The organism is Gelidibacter sp., from assembly GCF_035577925.1.
GTDB lineage: Bacteria > Bacteroidota > Bacteroidia > Flavobacteriales > Flavobacteriaceae > Gelidibacter.
The window spans coordinates 1-23,047 of sequence record NZ_DATJCY010000024.1 but is presented as its reverse complement, the minus strand read 5'-3'; the positions used below and the strand labels follow the sequence as shown (position 1 = coordinate 23,047).

The following is a 23,047-nucleotide window of genomic DNA, read 5'->3' as shown; positions in this document are numbered from 1 at the left end:
CTTTGGTTAATCCATAATCTTTGGCTTCAAAGCGATCTCTGTTTGGAATAATTTCTCGATCATTGAATTCGATGACTGAATCACGCATCATTCTTTGTTCTTCGTTGAAATCTTCAGGTGTAAAGACATCTTCGCATTTTGTTTCCTTCACGAGGAATTGACCTCCTCGGAGTATTTGGTTTTCTTGTTGTGTTTCCATGTTTTTTTAGATTCTAGACAGTTAGAAACTAGATTCTAGACTGTATGTATTAGTTAAATTATTATCGATTTTTAAAGTCTATTATCTAGACTCTTTACATCTATTTTCTATATTAAGAAAGAAACTCAAATATCCCACAAGCACCTTGACCCGTTCCAACACACATCGTAACGGCACCATATTTGCCGATCATATCGCGTTTTCGCATTTCGTTAAATAATTGCACAGAGAGTTTGGCTCCTGTACAGCCAAGTGGATGGCCTAATGCAATGGCACCACCGTTTACGTTGATAATTTCTTGATTGAGGTTCAATTCTCTAATAACGGCTAACGATTGCGATGCAAAAGCTTCGTTAAGTTCAATAAGCGATAAATCATCTTGTTTTAAACCGGCTTGTTCTAATGCCTTTGGAATGGCTTTTACCGGACCGATGCCCATAATACGAGGTTCAACACCAACAGCGGCATAACTTACCAATCGGGCAATAGGTTCTAAGTTGAGTTCTTTTACCATCTTTTCGCTCATGACCATTACAAAGGCAGCACCATCACTCATTTGTGAGGAGTTTCCTGCGGTAACACTTCCGTTGGCTGCGAATACAGGACGTAACTTTGCCAAAGCTTCCAAACTGGTGCCTGCTCTTGGACCTTCATCTTTGGTAACCGAATACGATCGGTTTGCTTTCTTTCCGTTAGCATCCAAATAGGTTTCGTCCACAGTTATGGGGGCAATTTGACCGTCAAATCTGTTTTCGGCCTGTGCTCTTAAAGCCTTCATGTGTGATTGATAGGCAAACTCATCTTGATCTTCACGAGAGATTTTAAATTGGTTGGCTACCGCCTCAGCAGTGTTTCCCATGCCCCAATAGTAATTCTCATGACCTGATTTTACGATGTCATAATTCAGTTCGGGTTTAAATCCTGTCATTGGGACAGAACTCATGCTTTCAGCACCTCCGGCAATAATGCAATCGGCCATTCCGGCCTGGATTTTTGCCGTTGCCATAGCAATAGTTTCTAACCCTGACGAGCAAAAACGATTGATCGTAACGCCAGGAACATCCACACTATTTAATCCTATTAAAGAAATAAATCGTGCCATATTAAGACCTTGTGACCCTTCGGGCATTGCGTTGCCAACCATGACATCATCAATGCGTTTGACATCAAGATTAGGTAAATCTTTCATCATGTACTGAATGGTCTCGGCACCCAGTTCATCAGCTCTTTTAAAACGGAACACGCCTTTTGGTGCTTTGCCAACTGCGGTTCTGTATGCTTTTACTATATATGCGGTTTTGTTCATTGTATGTGTTTTTTTATTTTGACTTAAGACGAAAAGACTTATGACTTATGACGTTTTTAGGCTTTCCATAAACCTTGTAATCATTCCCTGTAAAATTTGAATTTTTCTTTCTAGATGTTGGAAAGTTTCTTCTGAAATATATCCTATTTCAAATGAAATTATTAATTGCGTTTCCCATTCGAATGCTGAGCCTAAAGCTGATTCTAAATACTGTAAAAAATGTTTGTCAGTACCTTTACTAGTTCCTTCGGCAATATTTGAAGGAATTGAGACTGCAGATCTTTGTATTTGACTCGATAAAGAATATAATTCAGATTTCGGAAAGGTTTCGGTAGTTGTGTAAGTGTCTTTTACAATTTCAATACTGTCCTTCCATATCGATAGTTTTCTAAAATTATGTCTTGCCGCCATAGGTTTTTAATTTATGATGATTTATTTTTCGACATCGTTCTTATGATTTAGACACATTAGTTATAATTCACAAATAAAGAAGTCTTACGTCATAAGTCCCAAAGGTCATTTGTCTAGTTACGAAGCGGTTTCCCCGTTTTCAACATATGTTGAATTCTTTCCAATGTTTTACGTTCTGTACAAAGTGACAAGAAAGCTTCACGTTCTAAATCCAGTAAATATTGTTCATTTACTAAAGTTGGTTCAGACAAATCGCCTCCAGCCATCACGTAAGCTAATTTATTAGCTATTTTTTTGTCGTGATCACTGATGTATTTGCTGTCTTCCATAGCATCGGTTCCTACCAAGAACATTCCTAAAGCTTGTTTTCCAAGAACTTTGATGTCGGTGCGTTTTATAGGTTGGGTGTAACCTGCATCGGCCATCAACTTAGCATGTGCTTTTGCTGTTGCCAATTGTCTGTCTTTATTGACCACAACCACGTCTTTTCCTTTTTGAAGAATGCCCAAATCAAAAGCTTCATAGGCTGAAGTGGATACTTTGGCCATCGCAACCGTTAAAAAGTATTCTTGAAGCGTGTTCAACTCCACATCACCTTTTCTGAACGTATCTTGTGCACGAAGTGCCATTTCTTTGGAACCGCCACCTCCAGGAATCACACCAACACCAAATTCCACAAGACCGATGTAGGTTTCTGCTGCAGCCACTACTTTATCAGCGTGCATAGACAATTCGCAACCACCACCAAGTGCCATTCCGTGAGGAGCAGCCACTGTTGGAATTGCCGAATAGCGCATGCGCATCATGGTATCTTGGAAATATTTGATGGCCATATTCAATTCATCGTATTCCTGTTCGGCAGCCATCATAAAAATCATGCCGATATTGGCACCAACCGAAAAATTTGCCGCTTGATTACCAATGACTAATCCTGCGAAATCTTTTTCGGCAAGATCAATCGCTTTATTTAATCCGGCAAGCACATCACCACCAATGGTATTCATTTTAGATTGGAATTCGACATTAAGAATACCATCACCCAAATCTTCGATAACAACGCCCGAGTTTTTATAAACCTCATTCGATTTACGGATGTTATCCAGAATGATAAAGGCATCTTGTCCCGGTACTTTTTCTTGTGTTTTGGATGGAATATTATAATAGAAGGTATTACCATCTTTAATGGTATAGAACGATTTACTTCCAGCAGCGATCATTTCATTGACCCAAGCAGCTGGCTCTAAACCTTCAGCTTTCATTAACGCAATACCTTTTTCGACACCTACGGCATCCCAAATTTGGAAAGGCCCATGTTCCCAGCCAAAACCGGCTTTCATGGCATCATCTATTTTATAAAGATCGTCCGTGATTTCTGGAATTCTGTTGGCAACATAAGCAAACATTTCGGCAAAGTTTTTTCTGTAAAACTCACCAGCTTTATCTTTTCCGGAAATTAAGATCGGAAAACGATCAATCACTTTATCCACCGTTTTAGTCAATTCTAAAGTGGCAAACCGTGCTGATTTTTTATCTCGATATTGAAGAGTATTTAAATCGAGCGTTCGGATATCGCTACCTTCTTTTTTGTAGAATCCTTGGCCGGTTTTACTGCCCAGCCATTTGTTTTCTACCATCGTATTGATAAAATCAGGTAGTTTGAAAAGCTCATGAGCTTCATCATTTGGACAGTTTTCATAAATACCATTGGCCACATGCACCAAAGTATCCAAACCAACCACATCCACAGTTCTAAAAGTTGCCGATTTTGGGCGACCAATGACGGGACCTGTTAATTTATCGACTTCTTCAACGGTTAAATCCATTGCTTTTACTTGATGAAAAAGACTTTGGATGCCAAAAATCCCGATACGGTTGCCTATAAATGCAGGCGTATCTTTAGCAATAACAGAGGTTTTTCCTAAGAATTTTTCGCCGTAAGTATTCAAGAAATCTAAAACCTCCTGCGATGTTTTTGGACCTGGAATAATTTCAAACAATTTCAAATAGCGCGCAGGGTTGAAAAAGTGCGTGCCACAGAAGTGCTTTTGAAAATCTTCACTTCGGCCTTCACTCATAAAATGAATAGGAATGCCGGAAGTGTTGGAAGTAATCAAAGTACCTGGTGTCCGGTATTTTTCAAGTTTTTCAAAAACTTGTTTTTTAATATCCAGTCGTTCTACAACAACTTCCATAATCCAATCCACATCTTTGACTTTTGCAATATCGTCTTCAAGATTTCCCGTGGTTATTCTACTTTTAAAAGCCTGGTCATAAATAGGAGATGGCCTCGATTTTAAAGAGTTAGTCAATGAGTCATTAACAATTCTGTTTCTAACAGCCTTGTCATCTAAAGTCAGTCCTTTAGCTTTTTCGGCAGCATTGAGTTCTCTCGGAATAATATCAAGGAGTAATACGTCAACGCCAATATTGGCAAAATGACATGCAATACCGCTACCCATAATTCCGGAGCCTACAATAGCTACTTTTTTTATTCTACGTTTGCTCATAATTATTATTAACTATTTTCTTTTTGATTGTATATATTTTTGTTGGAAATCAGATGGTTGATCTTTTCGGCAACTTCATAAAAACCTTTTAATTGTTCTTCAGAAACGTTCTTGCGAATAGCTTCATTAAACGTTAGTACTTTTTCTCTGGAGTAAGCTCTTTTCTTTTTGCCAAAATCGGTCAAAAAAATAAGAACACCACGACCGTCTTCAGGGTTTGGCCGACGTTCAATTAAACCACGAGCTTCCATTGATTTTAAGGTTCTTGAGAGACTGGTTGCTTCCATGCCCATTTTTGGACCTAAGGATGTTGACGGCGTTCCTTTTTCGGGGTCAATACTCAATAATGCAAAACCAGTCGCCATGGTGCTGTCAAATTTAGAAGCTTCCTCATTGTACATCTTTATTACTGCTAACCAAGTGGTTCTAAGAACATAATCAATAGTTTTATCTTTCATTGTGCTTTATAAGAATTCCAAATATACAAAAAATTTATTATGCATGCATAGTAATTATTGATTTTTTATCAGTACTTTTTATGTTGGAATATTTGCAGTTAATTGCTATTAATACCGTCTATTTTAAATTGGTTTGAACGTTATTTGTACTTTTGCGCCATTATTAACATTACATTTGTTTTTACATGAAGTTGTTCTTTAGAAAGCAGGAATATCTAGTATTAATTTACCGTCTATTTTTAGCTTATTTCTTTTATTTTATCGCCAGGTTTTTATTCTTTTTGTATAACCATGATGTATTGGAAGTCCATGCGATAGGCGAGTTTTTTAAACTGTCGTATTACGGATTAGCTTTTGATACAGCCGCTATATTATATGTGAATGGTCTTTTTATTGTGTTGTCGATTTTGCCATTTCGTGCAACGACTTCATTATGGTATAGAAAACTATTGTTTTATGTTTATTTTATTACCAACCTGATTGCTTACGCACTCAATTTTGTTGATTTTATTTATTATAAATTCAATTTTGCACGTACCACCTTATCGGTTTTGGACGTGTTGGAGAATGAAGCCAATAAAACAGCCATGTTCTTTCGGTTTATGACTAGTTATTGGGACGTTTATCTGTTGTTTATCGTAGTAAGCATCCTTTGGATTTATTTGTATAAACGTGTAAAACTTCAACCGGCGAAGCAGAAATTATCAACCAAAGCCTATTATATATCGTCATTAATTGGTTTTGTAATTATCGGAACATTGATTGTTGGTGGAATTAGAGGTGGCGATTTCAAAAAAAGCACACGTCCGATTAATTTGGTCGATGCCAGTAAACATGTTAAAAAGATGGAGCAGGCCGATCTGGTTTTGAACACGACCTTTGCGTTTATCCGAACTTTTAACAATAATAGTTTTAAGAAAGTAGATTATCATATATCTGAAGAAGAAATCCAATTCTACATCAAACCTATTAAGGAATACCATAATAATCCTCCTACAAAACCAAATATTGTTGTGGTCATTACCGAAAGTATGGGTCGGGAATATATAGGTGCTTTTAATAAAGATATGGGCATTGATAATTACGTGAGCTACACGCCGTTTTTAGATTCTTTGGCGCAACACAGTCTTGTTTTTCCAAATTCTTTTGCTAACGGTAGCAAATCCATTCACGGGATGTCTTCGGTTTTAGCTGGAATTCCTTCTTTTGTGGATGCGTTCACATCTTCCAGTTATTCTAATCAGGATATTCAGAGTTTGGTTTCGGTTTTAAATGATTTGGATTATGATACGTCGTTTTTTCATGGTGCTCCAAACGGATCGATGGGTTTTTTGGGTTTTAGCAATATCCTTGGTTTTGATCATTATTATGGTATGGAAGAATATGGTAATGACGACGATTTTGATGGCAGTTGGGGTATATGGGACGAGCCGTTTTTACAATTTATGAAATCGACTCTTGACAATAAAAAACAGCCTTTTTTCAGTACGGTTTTTACGGTGTCTTCTCATGAACCTTTCAAAATTCCAGAAAAATATAAGGATAAATTCCCAAAAGGTCATGTGGCCATGCACCAACCTGTTGGTTATACCGATTATGCGTTTAAAGAGTTTTTTGAAGCTGCAAAAAAAGAACCTTGGTTTGATGATACCATCTTCGTCATTACTGCCGATCATCCCAACCAAGTGTATTATGACGTTTACAACAAGGTAATTAATAGACGTGCCGTCCCGATTATGTTTTATAAGTCTGACGGAAGTTTGGTTGGGACATATACCGATTTGGCACAACAAATTGATATTTATCCAACCTTATTGGATATGATAGGTTATGATAAACCGTTTAGGAGTTGGGGTAGGAGTTTGCTGTCTGATGATGAGGTGGTGCCTTTTGCAATTAACCATAATGCGGCGCAATACCACATGTTGCGCGGCAATTACATCTGTACGTTTGATGGTAAAAATGCCACAGGTTTTTATGATATTAATGATAAAAGCCTTGAACATAACTTGATCGCCAATAAAACTCCCGAAATGGAAGCCACTGAAATAGCGTGCCAAGCATTTTTAGAAGATTATTTTGAACGTATTGTGGACAAGAAACTAGGCAAGGAAAAATAAAAAAAGAGCTTCAAATTGAAGCTCTTTTTGTTTATGGTCTGTAAATTTTTTCAATAAGATCCTTATATTTTTCTTTAATGATTTTACGTTTCATCTTCAAGGTTGGCGTTAAATGGCCACCTTCAATGGACCAAATATCTGGTGTCAATTCAAATTTTTTGATCTGTTCCCATTTCCCAAAATGAGCATTGGCCTTATCAATTTCTTTCTGAATTCTGGCAATTACAATGTCTGATTTCTGAATGGATGCATTATCCAATGGGACATTTTTTTCTTTGCGTTTTATCCATTCTTTAATAAATTCAAAATTAGGCTGAATCAGTGCCGCAGGCATTTTTTCGCCTTCTCCTATGACCATGATCTGTTCTATAAATCGCGATTGTTTCAATTCATTTTCAATAAGTGCAGGAGCCACATATTTTCCTCCCGAAGTTTTGAACATTTCTTTTTTTCGATCGGTAATTTTCAAAAAGCCGTCGGCATCAATTTCGCCAATGTCGCCCGTATGAAAATAATCGCCGGTCATGACTTCTTTAGTGGTTTCAGGTTCTTTGAAATAGCCTAACATAATGTTTGGGCCTTTCACCAAGATTTCTCCATCTTCAGCAATTTTTACATCTACATTGTCAATCACACGTCCTACCGTGCCAATCCTAAAGCCACCGTTGCGCATATCATTTACCGCAATTACCGGGGAGGTTTCGGTTAATCCATAGCCTTCCATAATGGGCATGCCAGCGGCAGCAAAGGTTCTCATCAAGCGAGGCTGTAATGCGGCACTTCCAGAAACCATCATGTCCAAATTGCCGCCCAGTCCTTCTTTCCATTTGCTAAAAATGAGTTTTCTGGCCAGTTTAAGTTGAGCTTCATACCACCAACCATTAGCGCCATAAGGTTCATATTTAAGGCCTAATTCAATAGCCCAAAAAAACAGTTTCTTTTTAATGCCGGTTAGTTCACTTCCTTTGGCTACTATTTTGTCATATACTTTTTCATAAAGTCGAGGCACTGCAGTCATCACGTTTGGTTTGATTTCTACAAGGTTTTCGCTCATCTTTTCAATGGACTCGGCAAAATATATTTCTACACCACAATATTGGTATAAGTATAAAATCATGCGCTCAAAAACATGGCAAACAGGTAAAAAGCTTAAAGCCTTGGACTTTCCATTTTCAAAAGGAACCCGTTTTAAACTGTCCATAACATTAGATACTAAATTGTTATGAGATAACATGACGCCTTTAGGTTTACCTGTGGTGCCAGAAGTGTAAATTAAGGTGGCCATATCATGCGGTTTCACAGCTGCCATTTTTGATTCAACTTCGGGTTGATTGCTATCATCTTTTCCCAAATCTAAAATCTCTTTCCAGTTTTTAGCTCCTTCAACGTCATCAAAGGTGTACACCTCTTTGAGTTTGGTATTTGCTTTAATCGCATTGACTTTAGCTAAAATTTCGCCATCCGAAACAAAACAAAATGTAGATTCCGAATGATTAATAATGTATTCATAATCTTCTGCCGAAATGGTCGGATAAATAGGTGTGTTTTGTGCGCCAATCTGTAAAATACCAATATCCATAATATTCCACTCCGTTCGGTTATTGGTTGAAATTACAGCTATTTTGTCATTGGGTTGAATGCCTAAACGCAACAGTCCTCGGCTTATGGCATTGGCCTGTTCTATATATTCTTCCGTAGAAATAGAATGCCACTGGTCGTTATATTTAGTGGTAAATGCTTTGTTTAAATTGTAGTGTTTTAATTGATGTCTTGGAATATCAAAAATTCTGGTGATGTTTGCCATTAGTTGTATAGGGTTTAGTCCTTGCAAAGTATGAAATTAAATAGGATTTTCAAATACCGACTTGTTTAAAATAGCACATCAAAAAAGCCGCCCCAAATATGGAACGGCTTTATTAACTTTTTAAAGTAATGTTTATGTGGTAAATTACTTTTCGATTTCTATCATTTCAATGATGAAAACCAAATCGGTATTTGGTGGAATCATTCTAAAACCACGTTCGCCATAGGCCAAATGAGAAGGTAAGTAGAAAAATGATTTGTCGCCAACCTGCATATGATTCACCGCTTCTTTAAAACCGGGGATCATTGGTGCATCCGGACTAATTTGCATTGGCATCGGATTGTACATTTGAGCCGCATCTTTGTCAGCATTATATGTTCCATATTTCTCTTCGACACTTTTTATATTGCTATCAAAAAGACGTCCATCCGTATAATAACCAGCATAGTTCAGTTTTACTGTATTACCTGATTTTGGTTTTTCACCAGTGCCTTTGGTGATGTTAAACATTTTTAGACCAGAAGGTAATGTTGTTGCTTTACCTTCATAGGTTTCTAGAGCAGGTTTCATATCAGCGGCTGCTATACTACTTTTTTCATCTCTTATTTTTTGTGCTTCTTCTTCTTTGGCCAACCGTTCTTTTTCGGCTTTTTCGACGTCAGCAAAATGATTTTTGAAAACTACTGGCGCGTCAAAGTTTTTGGCGTCTTTTCCTTTTCTGATGATATTAACTTGCTCCATAATAACAGGATCCACTGGTTTGTCACCTGGTTTAGTGGTTTCAACGCCTGCCAAAGTGTGTAATACATCTTCGCCCAAAACCAAATAACCAAATACGTTGTACGAACCATCCAGGAAAGGTGTTGGAACTTCCGTAATGTAAAACTGGCTTCCGTTGGTATTTGGACCGGAATTGGCCATGGCCAAAGTTCCTACTTTATCGTGTAATAAATCGTCTGAAATTTCATTGTTGAATTTATATCCAGGACTTCCACTGCCAATGCCTGTTGGGTCACCTCCTTGAATCATAAATTCATCTATAATTCGATGAAAAGTAAGTCCGTTGTAATACTTTTTACCAAGGTAAACGCTGTCTGCCAAAGTGTTTGTGCCTTCTGCTAATGACACAAAGTTGGCCACGGTAATCGGTGCTTTTTGATATTCCAAACGGAGTACCATGGTGCCTTTATTAGTTATGATTTCGGCATATAATCCATCTTCTAATTCTGGATATTCATCCTTGCACGCAGTTGCCGTTACAAGGAACATTAATAATACGAGGCCAAGAGCCTTTCTGATAATTCGCATAGTTTTAGTCTTTTTTGGTTTGAATTATTGAGTTTACGGTTACTTCGCAGATAACTGGTGTGCTGGTGCCAATTTTATTTTTATCACCATAGTAACCATAAGCTTTTTGGGAAGGGAATAAAAATGTCACGGTTTCACCCGGTTTCATTAGTTTTAAGCCCTCTCTGAGTCCTGTAAATATTTCCTCCTGATCCATGGCATAATCCCGTGGATGGATATCTTCATCGGAATAAATTTCATTGCCGTTAAAGTCTTTTACATCATAATCAAAGTTGACAATATCTCCAAAGGAAGGAGTTATGGTGTCTTTTTCAACTTTTGTATTGTAGTAATACCAAAAGCCACTTTCAGATGCGATATAGTGTTTGGTGGTGTCTTTTTTAATGATTTGTTGAATCTGATCGGTTTCTTTGGCGTTCAATTTTTTATTTCGTTCTGCCGAAATTTTAATGAACGAACCAGATTTTTCTGAAATTGGCCTTCTGGCTTCCGGAGACTTGCAGCCGCTAACGCCAAACGCTAATATTAAGATGATAAGAAAGGCTCTCGTCATGGATTTAGGGTGTTTTTATAACGTGGCAATATACTAATAAATTTTTCAACCGTATCTATTAAACTGAGGTCACTTTTACCACCTGCAGCATTGGTGTGGCCACCGCCGTCGAAGTTTTCACGAGAAAATTCGTTGACCGAAAACTCGCCTTCGCTCCGCAACGAAATCTTTATAATACCTTCTTGTTTGTGCTCAATAAAAATGGCCGCAAAAACAATGTTCTTGATGGAAAGGCCGTAATTTACAAAACCTTCGGTATCGCCTTTCTTAAAGTTGGCAGCATTCAGTTCGTCCTGTGATAAGGTAATATAAGCCGTACGGTACTCGGGAATTACCTTTAAGTTTTTGAGTGCCACGCCCAAAAGTTGTAAGCGTTCATAGCTATTGGTGTCGTAAATAGAATTGTAAATGTCTGAATGATTAGCACCTTTATCAATCAAATTGGCAGCTACCCGATGTGTTTTGCTTGTTGATGACGGAAATCTGAAAGAACCTGTATCTGTAAGTATGCCTGCATAAAGTGAGGTTGCAATAGCGGCATCAATAGTAGGGGCATCACCAAGTAAATCTATAAAATCATAAACCATTTCGCAAGTAGAACTCATGGCCACATCACTATAAATATATGTTGCATAGTCGTGTGGCTGTTGATGGTGGTCGATCATTATTTTTATGGCTTTTGAATTTTCCAACAACGTTTCCATGTCTCCCGCACGATGCAGTGCATTAAAATCTAGAGTAAAGATTATTTCTGCATTTTCTATAAGGCTTTCCGCAGAATTTTTGTCAGATTCATATACGATAACGTCAGCATTGCCTGGCAGCCACTTCAAAAAATCTGGATAATCATTTGGGGCAATCACCTTAGCGTGGTGGTTGTTTTTTATAAGATAATGGTATAGTCCTAAGCAAGAGCCCATAGCGTCACCGTCAGGATTTTTATGTGGCACAATAACCACCTGTTTTGGTGATGATAAGAGTGTCTCTATTTCTTTGATATCTTGTTCGGTCATAGCTTGCGAAGATACAATTTTTTAATATCCATAATATGGTTTTTAGTGATAAATGCCGTACTTTTGCACGAAATTTAAAAACACCTTCATAAAACTGAATAGTTGATAAAGGGTTGTGCTAGAAAATTAAAAATACTAAAAATTAATAAAAACCAGAATTAATTAAATTTTAAATATGGCAACTAATAGAACGTTTACAATGCTTAAGCCAGATGCTGTCGAAAAAGGACATATCGGTGCAATTTTAGAGAAAATCAATGCTTCAGGTTTTAGAATTGTAGCATTAAAATTAACACAAATGACTACTGCAGACGCCAAAGCGTTTTATGCTATTCATAGTGAAAGACCATTTTTTGGAGAATTGGTAGAATATATGACGCGTGGCCCGATTGTAGCTGCCATTTTAGAAAAAGAGAATGCCGTTGAAGATTTTAGAACTTTAATTGGTGCTACAAACCCTGCAGATGCCGTTGAAGGAACTATCCGTAAAATGTATGCAGCGTCTATTGGAGAAAATGCCGTTCATGGAAGTGATAGCGATGAAAATGCTGCTATTGAAAGTGCATTCCATTTTGCAGGAAGAGACATGTTCTAGATTTTAAAGTTGAAGGTTATTTGCTTTTTAATTTTTAAGCATCTGCCTTCAAATTTTAAATAAATAACCTAAAGCCCGAATTATAATTAATTCAGGGCTTTTTTATTGGATAATCTATTGAAGTAAAAAGCCCTGCAACATATGTTACAGGGCCTCTTCTTCATTTTAAAAAAGCTTATATATTAGATAACTTTTACGTTAACCGCGTTTAATCCTTTTTTTCCTTCTGTAAGATCAAATTCAACTTCGTCACCTTCACGGATTTCGTCAATTAAACCTGAAATGTGAACAAAATGTTCTTTGTTGTTTCCTTCTTCTACGATAAAACCGAAGCCTTTAGCATCGTTGAAAAATTTTACTGTTCCTTTACTCATTGTAATAAAATATTAAATTAATTGTATATAATGGACAAAGATAGTGCCAAAAGGAATACGAATTACATTTTGCACATATTTATTTTTGATTATTTTTTTGAATTAAATTTTGTTTCATCATTTTAAATCAACCTATTGCAGATGGATGTTTTTGAAATTTTAAGATCATTTTAAGAACTGTTTAGCTGCGTTTACCGATTAGGGAAATAATGTTTTTAGTTCAATTTTGTAATTCAAAAACTGAAGTTGTAAGAAAGCTTTTTTAGGACGGTTGATCTTTTCTTGTCACCAATATCTTATCAATACGCTGGCCATCCTTGTCTATAATTTCAAGTTCATAATTTCCGACCATTATTTTTTGACCAACTTCGGGCATAATACTTTTGCTGTAAATGATAAGGCCGGCAACAGTAGTGTAACTGGATTGGTAGTTTTCTTCAAGATCAAGATCAAAATATTTGATGAATTCTATAATGGAATACTGGCCATCTACCAGCCATGAGTTTTCATCCCGTTGTGTCAATTGGTATTCGTGTTGGTCATTTTCAGTAGACTCACCAACAAGGGCGTCCACCACGTCATCCATGGTTACAATCCCTTGTGTGGTTCCATATTCGTCCACAACAATACCATAGTGCATTTTTTCTTTTTTAAACATTTCTAAGACCTTATAGGCCAAAACGCTTTCGTTAAAATAAATAGGTTGTTTGATAAAATCTTTAATATTGAATTTTTTGTCATTTGAAGGTGTGAATAAATCTTTTAGTAAAACGATTCCGAGAATATCATCCAAATTATCGGTTTTACTTACCGGATATGCCGAATGTTTTTCTTGGTTGATCTTCGATTTTATGTCTTCCCAACTATCCGATGTGGTAAAAAAAACGATGTCATTGCGGTGCGTAAAAAGCGTATCGACTTTCCTATCGCCCAATTCAAAAACCCGTTCCATGATATTATGTTCAATATCTAGTATTTCGCCTTCTTTGGCACTTTCTTTAATGATGGATTTTATTTCTTCTTCAGAAACATTACCGCCCGTAGTGTTTTTAATACCCAGAATTTTTATTAAAATATCATTGGATGCTGTCAGTAACCACACAAATGGTGATGTGATTGCCGAAAGAATCTTCATCGGTTTTGCAAGAAGAATGGCAATGGGTTCTGGAAAGGTCATTCCTAATCTTTTTGGCAATAATTCGCCCAACACAATGGATAAATAGGTGATGGATACGACAATGATGCCGGTGGCAATATTTGATGCGTAGGGTTTTATAACCTCAAATTGGCTTAAAAATAAAGTAACTTTTGAGGTCAAGTTTTCTCCACTGTAAACACCGAGTAAAATACCGATTAAGGTAATTCCGATTTGTACGGTCGATAAAAATTTAGTTGGGTTTTCTGAAAGTTCCAAAGCTACTTTTGCCCCTTTGATGCCTTTCTTTTTTGCGTTTTCCAATTTGAATTTTCGGGAAGATACCAATGACATTTCCGACATTGCAAATATCCCGTTAAGCAATACAAGACCTATTATAATTAATATTTCCATGAAGTGATGCTTTCAAATTTATTAAGGTCCACACTGCTATAGTGTTATCCAACATTGATGTGAGAAAGATGTGCTCTCCGCACAGTATCAAAATTCGTGATTTTTATTAGTAACACAATGCACATAAATAAAATTAATTTTTAGCGAAGCACCAGTTTTTTAACAACTTCTTTACCAAGTGATTCATTTAATATTTTAATTATCTTTTCTTTTCCGTAACTGAGTTCCTCACGCAGCACGCTAGAGCTGAGTTGTACGTATAGCGTACCTTGTTCCAACTGGATGGCGGTCGTATAATTATTGACACCGTTGCCCATTATTTGTTCCCAAGCTTCTCTGACATTTACTTTGTCCAAACCATTTTGAAGTTTATTGGTATCAACAAATTCTTTGAGAAGTTCACTTATCGTAAGTTGGTCTTTAGTGCGTTTTGCCATTTCTTTTGGGGTTGATTGTGTTTTTGAAGTTAAATTTTTTGAGATTTATTTCTCGATGTTTATGGGTTCAAAACGCTTATAAAGGTATTTAATATTTTGGTCATTTACGATTAAAAGTTGGTCATCTGTGGCATTCAAAACGGTTTCTTTCCATGACGCATAAGGTGTTTTGTAGTAAATATACAACTGTTTATTTTCTATTTTTAATTCTAAAGATTCGGCATCGTCAGAGGTGGTGTATTTGCCATCAAAACCAGGTTTTAATTTTTTTCTAAAACCCGTTAAGTTATCTGTAATATTCAAAAAGTCAACCGTATCATTATAAGTGTAATCGCGTTTAGAACCGTCGGCTAAGGTCACTTCATCAATTTCCCAATAACCATTGAGATGCGGAATAAAACTTTCAGGATTTTTGGCACAGGCCATGACGAGTGTTAAGGCAAGATATAGAATTATTTTTTTCATTTATAAATGCTTTTGGTTAAAGGTATTATGATAGCAGTTTTGCTGTTTTAAAGTTTAAATATTTTGTACGATTGATGTACTTGTTTGATAATGTTTTCGGTACGATCAGCGTGCGTGTCGCTAATAAAAAGCTGGCCAAAATGATCGTTGTGAACTAATTCAAGAATTTGCGCCACGCGATTTTCATCTAATTTATCGAAAATATCATCTAAAAGCAAAATTGGCGAAAATTTGTTTTGTTGTTTTATAAAGTCAAATTGCGCCAGTTTTAAGGCAATTAAAAATGATTTTTGTTGGCCTTGACTTCCAAATCTTTTAATTGGAAAACTGTCAATTTCAAATTCCAAATCGTCTTTATGAATTCCAACCGATGTGTATTGCAAAGCCTTATCTTTATTGATGCTGTTCATTAATAAAACATCCAATCCGTCGTCAAACAAATCGCTTTTATAGCTTAAATCTACAGGCTCGTTGTGATTGCTGATGGCATTGTAACGGTCCTTAAAAATCGGAATAAAAGTTTCTAAAAAAGCTTTTCTGATGGTAAAAATTTCAGTTCCGTATTGGTGTAATTGGTCGTTGTAAATTTCTAAGGTTTGCGAATTAAAGGTGTTGTTAAGCGCAAAATATTTTAATAATGCATTGCGCTGTTGCAGTATTTTATTGTAATTGATGAGTTGATTGAGGTAATTTTTGTCGCTTTGCGAAATCACGCTATCTATAAATTTTCGTCGGGTTTCACTTCCTTCAAGTATCAAATCCCGATCGGCGGGCGAAATAATGACCGATGGAATAAAACCAATATGGTCACTGAATTTTTCATAAATTTTCGAATTTCTTTTAATGACTTTTTTTTGGCCTTTTTTTAAAGAGACCAAGATTTTTTCTTCGCGGTTGTCTTTCTCGAATATGCCTTCAATTACAAAAAAAGATTCGCCATGTTTAATGTTTTGTGAAGCAATAGGATTGAAATAACTTTTGCCAAAGGATAAATGGTAAATAGCATCTAAAACGTTGGTTTTTCCGATGCCATTTGCACCTACAAAACAATTGATTTTTTGGTCGAAAGTAAAGTCTTGATGTTCAAAATTCTTGTAATTAATTAATGAAAGTGCGTTTAAAATCATGTAAAAATTAGATTTTTAGTAGGATTGTTTTAAAACAAACTGAAAGGAGGCGCAAATTATTGAAAAATAACAAAATTACCTTTCAATTATCAATAAATATTATAATTTTGCGGCGCATTAATAATCACTATATGGCAACTTATAAGAAAAGAGGTTATAAACCGAAAACAAAGGAAGAAGTAACGGAAGCGTTAGAAGCAAAATCAACAACAGCTGAGGTATTTAATACCTTGGACGAAACGGCATCTAAAACGGAAGAATGGGCTGTGAAGAACCAAAAAGTTATTATTGGTAGTATTGCCGCTATTGCTATTGTTGTTTTGGGATATTTAGGATACAACAAGTTTATTCTTGAGCCTAGATCTAGTGAGGCCATGAACGATATGTATAGTGCACAACAGTATTTTGAACAAGCGCTGAATGGTGTAACTGCCAAAGATTCATTATACACTTTATCTTTGAACGGAAGTGGTGGAAAATATGGCATGTTGGATATTATTAGCGAGCACAGTGGTACGCCAGCAGCAAATTTAGCTAACTATTATGCCGGAATGGCTTATTATAATTTGAACGATTACCAAAATGCAGTAAAGTATTTGGGTAAGTTTTCAACAAAAGATAAAATGTTGGGGCCTATTGCAAAAGGCAGAATTGGTGATGCGTTTGTTCAGCTTAATCAGCCAGAGGATGCTTTGGGTTATTATGAGCAAGCTGCCAAAATGAACGATAACAACTTTACAACGCCAATGTATTTGTTTAAAGCGGGTACTACAGCATTAAATTTGAATAAATCTAAAAAAGCGCTTGAGCATTTCAATACGATCAAAGAAAAGTATCCTACATCTAGCGAATCAGCAAATATTGAAGCGTTAATAGGAAAAGCAGAAGCAAGTTTGTAAAAAGCAATGGCAACAAAAAAACAAAATTTATCGAGTTACGATAAAAACACAATCCCAAACGCGAAGGACTTTCGGTTTGGGATTGTTGTTTCAGAATGGAATAACAATATAACTGACAACCTGTTTAAAGGTGCATTTGAAACCTTAATTAAGCATGGTGCACTCCCAAAAAATATTACCAGTTGGAATGTTCCGGGAAGTTATGAACTTATCTATGGCAGTAAAAAAATGCAAGAGCGCAATGTTGATGTAGTTATTGCTATAGGTTGTGTCATACAGGGCGAAACCAAACATTTTGATTTTGTTTGCGATGCTGTTTCACAAGGCATTAAAGATTTGAATGTACTTCACGATACGCCTGTTATTTTCTGTGTTTTGACTGACGATGTAATGCAACAATCTATTGATCGTTCGGGTGGAATTCACGGTAATAAAGGTGTTGAGGCCGCAGTCACAGCTATCAAAATGGCGGTGTTACGACAAAACGCTTGATTCCGTTTGCTCGTCATCAATATACAATCATCAATCTCTATTCGGTTTCCTGTCATTGGTCGTTGACCATGATATCTTGTGCTTTATCCTTTCAGTTAACAACTTTTTAGCACTTTAAGAGTCGTTTTTCCTTGTATTTTTGAGTACATTTGAGATTTATAAAAGCCAAGAGTTCATCAGTGAATTTATTTAATCAGCGTCAACCTAAACGATTCAGTTACACGCCAAGACATCTCAAAGAACAATATCACGGCAAATCTTTTGATTTTGAATCTGCCCGTAACCAAAAGGCACGACGAAAAAAGAAAGTGCCACCAATGCTGGTTTTCTTAATTGTTTTAGGTATGGTAATTGCTATTTGGTATGTTTTGAGTACCTATGAAATTTAGATATTATGAGCATCTTTAAAACACGTCAAAATAAAAAATATAACTATACCCCTCGTTTTTATAAAGGAGAAGGTAGTCCTTTTGAAATCAAACATAAATTTGATGAACACAGAAAAACGATTGAAAAAGTCGGTCTAAAAGGTAAATTTATAAACGCTTGGGACGATTATAAAAACACGCCCGATGCGTCTGCCAACAGAAGAACGCTCATAATTGTTGCGATTTTAGTTTTTATTTTCCTTTTGATTATAGGTTTTGATTTGTCCATTTTCTTTCCAAAAGGCTAATGTCAGATATTATTCAACTTTTACCAGATCATGTTGCTAACCAAATTGCGGCAGGAGAGGTTGTGCAACGCCCTGCATCAGTAGTTAAGGAACTGCTTGAAAATGCTATTGATGCCAACGCAACGGTTATAAAACTGATCGTTAAAGATGCTGGTAAAACACTTGTGCAGGTTATTGATAATGGTAAGGGGATGAGTGCCACCGATGCACGATTGAGTTTTGAACGGCATGCCACTTCAAAAATCCGATCGGCCGATGATTTGTTTAGTTTAAATACCAAAGGTTTTAGAGGTGAAGCTTTGGCTAGTATTGCAGCCATTGCGCATGTAGAATTGAAGTCAAAACAAGATGTTGATGAACTTGGTACGCTCATCGCTATTGAAGGCAGCGAAATAAAAACCCAAGAAGTTACGGTAACGCCAACGGGAACTTCAATTGCTGTAAAACACCTATTTTTTAATATCCCAGCACGTCGTAATTTTTTAAAATCCAATACGGTTGAGCTGAGACATATTATTGACGAATTTCATAGGGTAGCACTCACACATCCAAAAATTGCATTTTCAATGTACCATAACGGAAGTGAGATTTTCAACTTGCATGAAAGTAATTACCGACAAAGAATCGTTAATATTTTTGGAACCAAAACCAATGAAAAATTAGTTCCTGTTGAAGAATCTACCGAAGTGCTCACCATTTCAGGATTTGTAGGAAAACCCGAATTTGCCAAAAAATCAAAGTCTGAACAGTTTTTCTTTGTCAATAACCGATTTATCAAAAGTGCGTATCTCCACCATGCGGTGAATGCTGCTTTTGAAGGTTTGATAAAAGACGGCAACCAACCCATCTATTTTTTAAATTTAACGGTCGATCCAAAATCGATCGATATCAATATCCATCCTACAAAAACCGAAATTAAGTTTGATGATGAATATACGCTTTATGCCATTTTAAGATCATCCATAAAACATAGTTTGGGACAATTTAATATTGCACCAGTTCTTGATTTTGATCATCATATTAATCTCGATACGCCTTATGATTACAAGGATAAAGGAGCAACAACACCAACGGTTGAAGTGGATCGAAATTATAATCCATTTAAGCAAGAGCAAATAGCAACTCGCCAAAATCCGGCCTTCAGAAAGCCAACTCCTGAAAGTTGGGAGAGTTTGTACGTTGGTTTAGAATCAAAAAGTACGCGCGATAAGCAGGATTTTAGTCATATAGAATTTGAGAGTGAACCGGAAAAAACATCGTTGTTTGATGGTGGTTTGTATGTTGAAAGTACGCAGAGTACGTATCAATTTCAAAATAAATACATCATTAGCACCATAAAATCAGGTATGTTGATGATTGATCAAAATAGAGCACACCAACGTATATTATATGAAGGTTTGTTAAAAAGCATGACTGTTAAGGAAGCGGTGAGCCAACAGTTATTATTTCCGTTGCAATTGCATTTTACAGGTTCTGAACTTAGCATTTTGACACAGTTAAAAGACGATTTGGAGGCAACAGGATTTGTGTTTTCAAATATTGATGATGAACTGGTCGAAATTATCGGGCTTCCTATAAATGTGCCTGATAGCGAAGTTTCTATCATCTTGGAGCAACTTATAAGTGATGTGGAGCAGGAAGTTCCGGACAGTAATTTTAGTGCTTCCGATTTGTTGGCAAAATCCATGGCTCGAAGTTTGGCCATAAAAACAGGACAGTCTTTAACAAATTTAGAACAAGAACATTTAGTAAACAGTTTGTTTGCATGCAAAGAGCCGTCCGTGTCGCCATCAAACCGAACTACTTTTATCACCATGTCAATCGATGAGGTTGATAGAAAATTTACGTAAATTTATTTAACGTTAAGATTAATTACAAATGAGGGGAATTACAGAAACGGTTAAGCATTTGCTTATCATCAATGTGTTAATGTTTATTGGCACACTTACCATACAAAACGGTGTTTTTTACAATTGGTTTGCATTGCATTTTCCAAAAAATGATCTTTTTCAACCTTGGCAAATTTTAACCCACATGTTTATGCATGGTAATTTTATGCATATTGCATTTAACATGTTTGCATTATGGATGTTTGGAACCGCTGTTGAGCAAGTGTTTGGAGCCAGGAAATTTATTTTCTTTTACATTTCGGCGGGGTTAGGAGCCGCTTTTGTGATGCTGGGAGTTTATTATTTACAGTATTTACCTTTAGAATCTGATATTCTTTCGGCAGGATTTACATCTACCCAAATTCATGATACCATGAGCACCGGAAAAGTTATGGAAGGTGTCAATATAACGCAAAGAGATCAATTACAGTCCATGTTTTATATTTTTAATTCGTCTATGGTGGGGGCGTCTGGTGCTATTATGGGGGTTTTGGTGGCTTTTGGAATGTTGTTTCCTGATTCTAAATTGATGCTTATCTTTTTGCCTGTTCCAATTAAAGCCAAATATTTTATACCGGGAATTATTGCACTCGATTTGATTTCGGCCATAACAGGACAATCGTTTTTCAGTCCGAGCAATACCGCTTATGCCGCGCATATTGGTGGTGCTTTAACCGGGTTTTTGATGATATGGTACTGGAAAAAAACGCAGTTCAACAAAAACCGTTGGGATAGATGACAGGATTAAATCAAGATATAAAGGCCAAACTGAAAGAGCTGAACGTCCTTGAAAAGATAATCGTCATCAATGGGATTGTTTTTTTTATAGGTTTGTTCCTTTCATTGGTGATAAAATCGGGTAATAGTTTAGGTTGGTTGGAATTGCCAAAAGATGCCTCCGATTTTATCCTTAAACCTTGGAGCATTATCACTTATGGTTTTACGCATTATGGCTTTTTCCATTTGTTCTTCAATATGTTGGTGTTGTATTATGTGTCACGAATGCTATTGAATTTATTCGATCCAAAGCTTGCCCTGAACATTTACTTCTTGGGAATTATTTTCGGAGGTCTCTTTTTTTTAATGGTCTATAATGTTCTTCCGGAGAACTTTCTTAAACCTGTTGGCTCTTTAGTTGGTGCATCTGCTGGTGTCAGGGCGCTTTTGATATTTTTGTGCGCTTATATGCCAAATACCCAAGTGCGGATGCTTGTAGTCAACATAAAACTTTGGCACTTAGGATTGGCTATGGTGGTTTTTGACGTGATAGGACTTTTTGGAATGAACCAAGGCGGAAGCGTTGCCCATTTGGGAGGAATGGCATTAGGCTATTATTACGCAAAACAGTTGGCCAATGGTCATGATATAGGCAAAGGATTTGAAAAATTAATGGATTGGATAGTAAGTGTTTTTAAACCTTCTCAAAAATCGCCATTAAGAACGGTACATAAACGAAAAACAAATACCGTGGCAGGGCATACTAAATCGGAGTTTAGAGAGTTTAATAAGCAAAAGCAAATTGACCTGATCTTGGACAAAATTAGTAAAAGTGGCTATGAAAGCCTGACGGAAGAAGAAAAAGCTTTTTTATTTAAAGCTAAAGATTAGGTGCAATGAAAACACTCCGTCTGTTTGATAAGTTTGTGTTTTTTTTAAATTCCGTAGCCGCAGTTATGCTTTTGTTGGCTTATGTTTTGCCTTTTGTAGAACCGAAACGTTTCGCTTTTTTATCGGTATTAAGTCTAACGATGCCTTTTCTGATCATTGTTAACCTGTTATTTTTTTTATATTGGCTTTTAAAAGTCAAAAAACAAATGTTATTGTCTTTGACTGTTCTGCTGATTGGTTTTCAGCATGTAGCGTCGTTGTATAAGTTTTCTGGTTCAAAACAATTGGAAGATCCCGATAATATTGGGATCATGAACTATAATGTGCGTTTATTTAATGTATTTAAATGGATTCCTGATATTGATGCCACACAAGAAATAAGCCATTTCATTGCCGAAAAAAATCCAGATATCATCTGCATGCAAGAATACCGTCCTGATAAAACCTTGGCGCTAAAAGGCTATTACAAATACGAATCGCTTTCTGGTGGAAAAATTATAAACGGACAGGCCATTTTTTCTAAGTTTCCCATTATCAATAAAGGACTTATCAATTTTCCGAACACTAATAACAAAGCCATTTTTGTTGATGTTGTCAAAAACAAAGATACCCTTAGGATTTATAATGTGCATTTGCAATCATTGAAAATTGACATGAGTATGGATTTTTTGAAAATGGAAAATTCAGAAAATCTGTTTAAACGCGTGGGAAAAACTTTTATTATGCAACAAGCACAGACCGAATTATTTTTAGATCACAAATTAAAAAGTCCTTATAAAACCATTGTTTGTGGAGATTTTAATAATACAGCTTCTTCGTATGCGTACAAAAAAATTAAGGATAATATGCAAGATGCTTTTGTTGTAGCAGGAAATGGTTTTGGACGATCGTTTGACTTTAAGTTTTTCCCTATCCGGATTGATTATATTATGGTGGACCATCATTTTGAAATCAATAGCTTCAAGACTTTTGATGTCAAGTTATCCGATCATTATCCGATTATGAGCACGGTGAAGGTAAAGTAGTTTCCAATTTTCAGTCTCAGTCTCAATCCCAGTTTTTAGTGGGCATATTTTGTGAATTCAGAAGTTTTAAGACACAAATATTTTTTTTTCTTTGTGGAATTCTGTGAAATTCTGTGAAGCTCTGTGAAATAATAAGTGTGATGATCAAGTTAATATTCTTGATTTCTACATCATCAAACAATCCACACTATCTGCCAGTATATGAATGACCAATCCTAGACCTAAAATTCGG

The 23,047-nt window shown here is 36.2% G+C and carries 24 protein-coding genes and 1 pseudogene; 10 read left to right on the top strand and 15 right to left on the bottom strand.

Annotated features, from left to right (window positions below; genetic code table 11):
- From VNJ50_RS00710 to VNJ50_RS00690, 5 genes and pseudogenes are all read right to left on the bottom strand, one after another.
- Window positions 1-199 (bottom strand): annotated as a pseudogene (locus tag VNJ50_RS00710) (acyl-CoA dehydrogenase); the annotation flags it as partial.
- A gap of 112 nt (window positions 200-311) precedes the next feature.
- Window positions 312-1,505, bottom strand: a complete 1,194-nt coding sequence (locus tag VNJ50_RS00705; protein WP_325578089.1) for an acetyl-CoA C-acyltransferase — start codon at window positions 1,503-1,505, stop codon at window positions 312-314.
- Between the two features lie 45 nt (window positions 1,506-1,550).
- Window positions 1,551-1,916: a four helix bundle protein gene (locus VNJ50_RS00700; RefSeq protein WP_325578087.1), complete on the bottom strand. Its 366-nt coding sequence runs from the start codon at window positions 1,914-1,916 to the stop codon at window positions 1,551-1,553.
- Window positions 1,917-2,029: 113 nt separating this feature from the next.
- Complete coding sequence (locus VNJ50_RS00695; RefSeq protein ID WP_325578085.1) at window positions 2,030-4,423, bottom strand: 3-hydroxyacyl-CoA dehydrogenase/enoyl-CoA hydratase family protein; 2,394 nt, start codon at window positions 4,421-4,423, stop codon at window positions 2,030-2,032.
- 8 nt (window positions 4,424-4,431) lie between these two features.
- On the bottom strand, window positions 4,432-4,881 hold the full coding sequence (locus tag VNJ50_RS00690; protein WP_325578082.1) for a MarR family winged helix-turn-helix transcriptional regulator: 450 nt from the start codon (window positions 4,879-4,881) through the stop codon (window positions 4,432-4,434).
- 185 nt (window positions 4,882-5,066) lie between these two features.
- Between VNJ50_RS00690 and VNJ50_RS00685 the strand changes: the two genes are divergently transcribed.
- Window positions 5,067-7,001 (top strand): LTA synthase family protein, encoded by a 1,935-nt coding sequence (locus tag VNJ50_RS00685; protein ID WP_325578080.1) that lies wholly within the window; start codon window positions 5,067-5,069, stop codon window positions 6,999-7,001.
- A gap of 31 nt (window positions 7,002-7,032) precedes the next feature.
- Here VNJ50_RS00685 and VNJ50_RS00680 read toward each other — a convergent pair whose 3' ends face one another.
- The 4 genes from VNJ50_RS00680 to VNJ50_RS00665 all read right to left on the bottom strand — a co-directional run bounded on the left by VNJ50_RS00680 (window position 7,033) and on the right by VNJ50_RS00665 (window position 11,679).
- A complete protein-coding gene (locus VNJ50_RS00680) occupies window positions 7,033-8,805 on the bottom strand; it encodes an AMP-dependent synthetase/ligase (protein WP_325578078.1) in 1,773 nt (590 codons plus the stop codon).
- 144 nt (window positions 8,806-8,949) lie between these two features.
- Window positions 8,950-10,113 carry a peptidylprolyl isomerase gene (locus VNJ50_RS00675; protein ID WP_325578076.1) on the bottom strand — a complete coding sequence of 388 codons (1,164 nt, stop codon included), beginning with the start codon at window positions 10,111-10,113 and terminating at the stop codon, window positions 8,950-8,952.
- 4 nt (window positions 10,114-10,117) lie between these two features.
- Window positions 10,118-10,666: a gliding motility-associated peptidyl-prolyl isomerase GldI gene (gene gldI / locus VNJ50_RS00670; protein WP_325578074.1), complete on the bottom strand. Its 549-nt coding sequence runs from the start codon at window positions 10,664-10,666 to the stop codon at window positions 10,118-10,120.
- Complete coding sequence (locus VNJ50_RS00665; protein WP_325578072.1) at window positions 10,663-11,679, bottom strand: bifunctional oligoribonuclease/PAP phosphatase NrnA; 1,017 nt, start codon at window positions 11,677-11,679, stop codon at window positions 10,663-10,665. The genes gldI and VNJ50_RS00665 overlap by 4 nt, the downstream gene beginning before the upstream one ends.
- Window positions 11,680-11,854: 175 nt before the next feature.
- Here VNJ50_RS00665 and VNJ50_RS00660 point away from each other — a divergent pair, with 175 nt between their 5' ends.
- Entirely contained in the window at window positions 11,855-12,274 is a 420-nt protein-coding gene (locus tag VNJ50_RS00660; protein WP_325578070.1) for a nucleoside-diphosphate kinase, read from the top strand.
- Window positions 12,275-12,456: 182 nt separating this feature from the next.
- Here VNJ50_RS00660 and VNJ50_RS00655 read toward each other — a convergent pair whose 3' ends face one another.
- The 5 genes from VNJ50_RS00655 to recF form a co-directional block, all read right to left on the bottom strand.
- Entirely contained in the window at window positions 12,457-12,648 is a 192-nt protein-coding gene (locus VNJ50_RS00655; RefSeq protein ID WP_027125508.1) for a cold-shock protein, read from the bottom strand.
- Between the two features lie 262 nt (window positions 12,649-12,910).
- On the bottom strand, window positions 12,911-14,197 hold the full coding sequence (locus VNJ50_RS00650; protein ID WP_325578067.1) for a hemolysin family protein: 1,287 nt from the start codon (window positions 14,195-14,197) through the stop codon (window positions 12,911-12,913).
- Between the two features lie 140 nt (window positions 14,198-14,337).
- Entirely contained in the window at window positions 14,338-14,634 is a 297-nt protein-coding gene (locus VNJ50_RS00645) for a DUF721 domain-containing protein (protein WP_325578066.1), read from the bottom strand.
- 45 nt (window positions 14,635-14,679) lie between these two features.
- A complete protein-coding gene (locus VNJ50_RS00640) occupies window positions 14,680-15,099 on the bottom strand; it encodes a lipocalin family protein (RefSeq protein WP_325578064.1) in 420 nt (139 codons plus the stop codon).
- Between the two features lie 47 nt (window positions 15,100-15,146).
- Window positions 15,147-16,226 carry a DNA replication/repair protein RecF gene (recF, locus tag VNJ50_RS00635; RefSeq protein WP_325578062.1) on the bottom strand — a complete coding sequence of 360 codons (1,080 nt, stop codon included), beginning with the start codon at window positions 16,224-16,226 and terminating at the stop codon, window positions 15,147-15,149.
- Window positions 16,227-16,357: 131 nt separating this feature from the next.
- Here recF and VNJ50_RS00630 point away from each other — a divergent pair, with 131 nt between their 5' ends.
- From VNJ50_RS00630 to VNJ50_RS00595, 8 genes are all read left to right on the top strand, one after another.
- On the top strand, window positions 16,358-17,125 hold the full coding sequence (locus tag VNJ50_RS00630) for a tetratricopeptide repeat protein (protein ID WP_325578060.1): 768 nt from the start codon (window positions 16,358-16,360) through the stop codon (window positions 17,123-17,125).
- 6 nt (window positions 17,126-17,131) lie between these two features.
- Entirely contained in the window at window positions 17,132-17,617 is a 486-nt protein-coding gene (ribH, locus tag VNJ50_RS00625; protein WP_325578059.1) for a 6,7-dimethyl-8-ribityllumazine synthase, read from the top strand.
- 179 nt (window positions 17,618-17,796) lie between these two features.
- The gene (locus VNJ50_RS00620) at window positions 17,797-18,006 is read left to right on the top strand and encodes a hypothetical protein (protein WP_325578057.1); all 210 of its coding nucleotides are present in this window, start codon (window positions 17,797-17,799) and stop codon (window positions 18,004-18,006) included.
- A 5-nt stretch (window positions 18,007-18,011) separates the two neighbouring features.
- Window positions 18,012-18,293 (top strand): riboflavin synthase subunit beta, encoded by a 282-nt coding sequence (locus VNJ50_RS00615; protein WP_325578055.1) that lies wholly within the window; start codon window positions 18,012-18,014, stop codon window positions 18,291-18,293.
- Window positions 18,293-20,143 carry a DNA mismatch repair endonuclease MutL gene (gene mutL / locus VNJ50_RS00610; protein WP_325578053.1) on the top strand — a complete coding sequence of 617 codons (1,851 nt, stop codon included), beginning with the start codon at window positions 18,293-18,295 and terminating at the stop codon, window positions 20,141-20,143. The genes VNJ50_RS00615 and mutL overlap by 1 nt, the downstream gene beginning before the upstream one ends.
- A 28-nt stretch (window positions 20,144-20,171) precedes the next feature.
- A complete protein-coding gene (locus VNJ50_RS00605) occupies window positions 20,172-20,921 on the top strand; it encodes a rhomboid family intramembrane serine protease (RefSeq protein WP_325578051.1) in 750 nt (249 codons plus the stop codon).
- Complete coding sequence (locus VNJ50_RS00600; protein ID WP_325578049.1) at window positions 20,918-21,790, top strand: rhomboid family intramembrane serine protease; 873 nt, start codon at window positions 20,918-20,920, stop codon at window positions 21,788-21,790. Before VNJ50_RS00605 ends, VNJ50_RS00600 begins: the two co-directional genes overlap by 4 nt.
- 5 nt (window positions 21,791-21,795) lie before the next feature.
- Complete coding sequence (locus tag VNJ50_RS00595) at window positions 21,796-22,815, top strand: endonuclease/exonuclease/phosphatase family protein (protein ID WP_325578047.1); 1,020 nt, start codon at window positions 21,796-21,798, stop codon at window positions 22,813-22,815.
- Window positions 22,816-22,980: 165 nt separating this feature from the next.
- Here the strand turns inward: VNJ50_RS00595 and VNJ50_RS15640 are convergent, their stop codons facing one another.
- On the bottom strand, window positions 22,981-23,043 hold the full coding sequence (locus VNJ50_RS15640; protein WP_414652842.1) for a hypothetical protein: 63 nt from the start codon (window positions 23,041-23,043) through the stop codon (window positions 22,981-22,983).
- Between the last annotated feature and the right edge of the window lie 4 nt (window positions 23,044-23,047).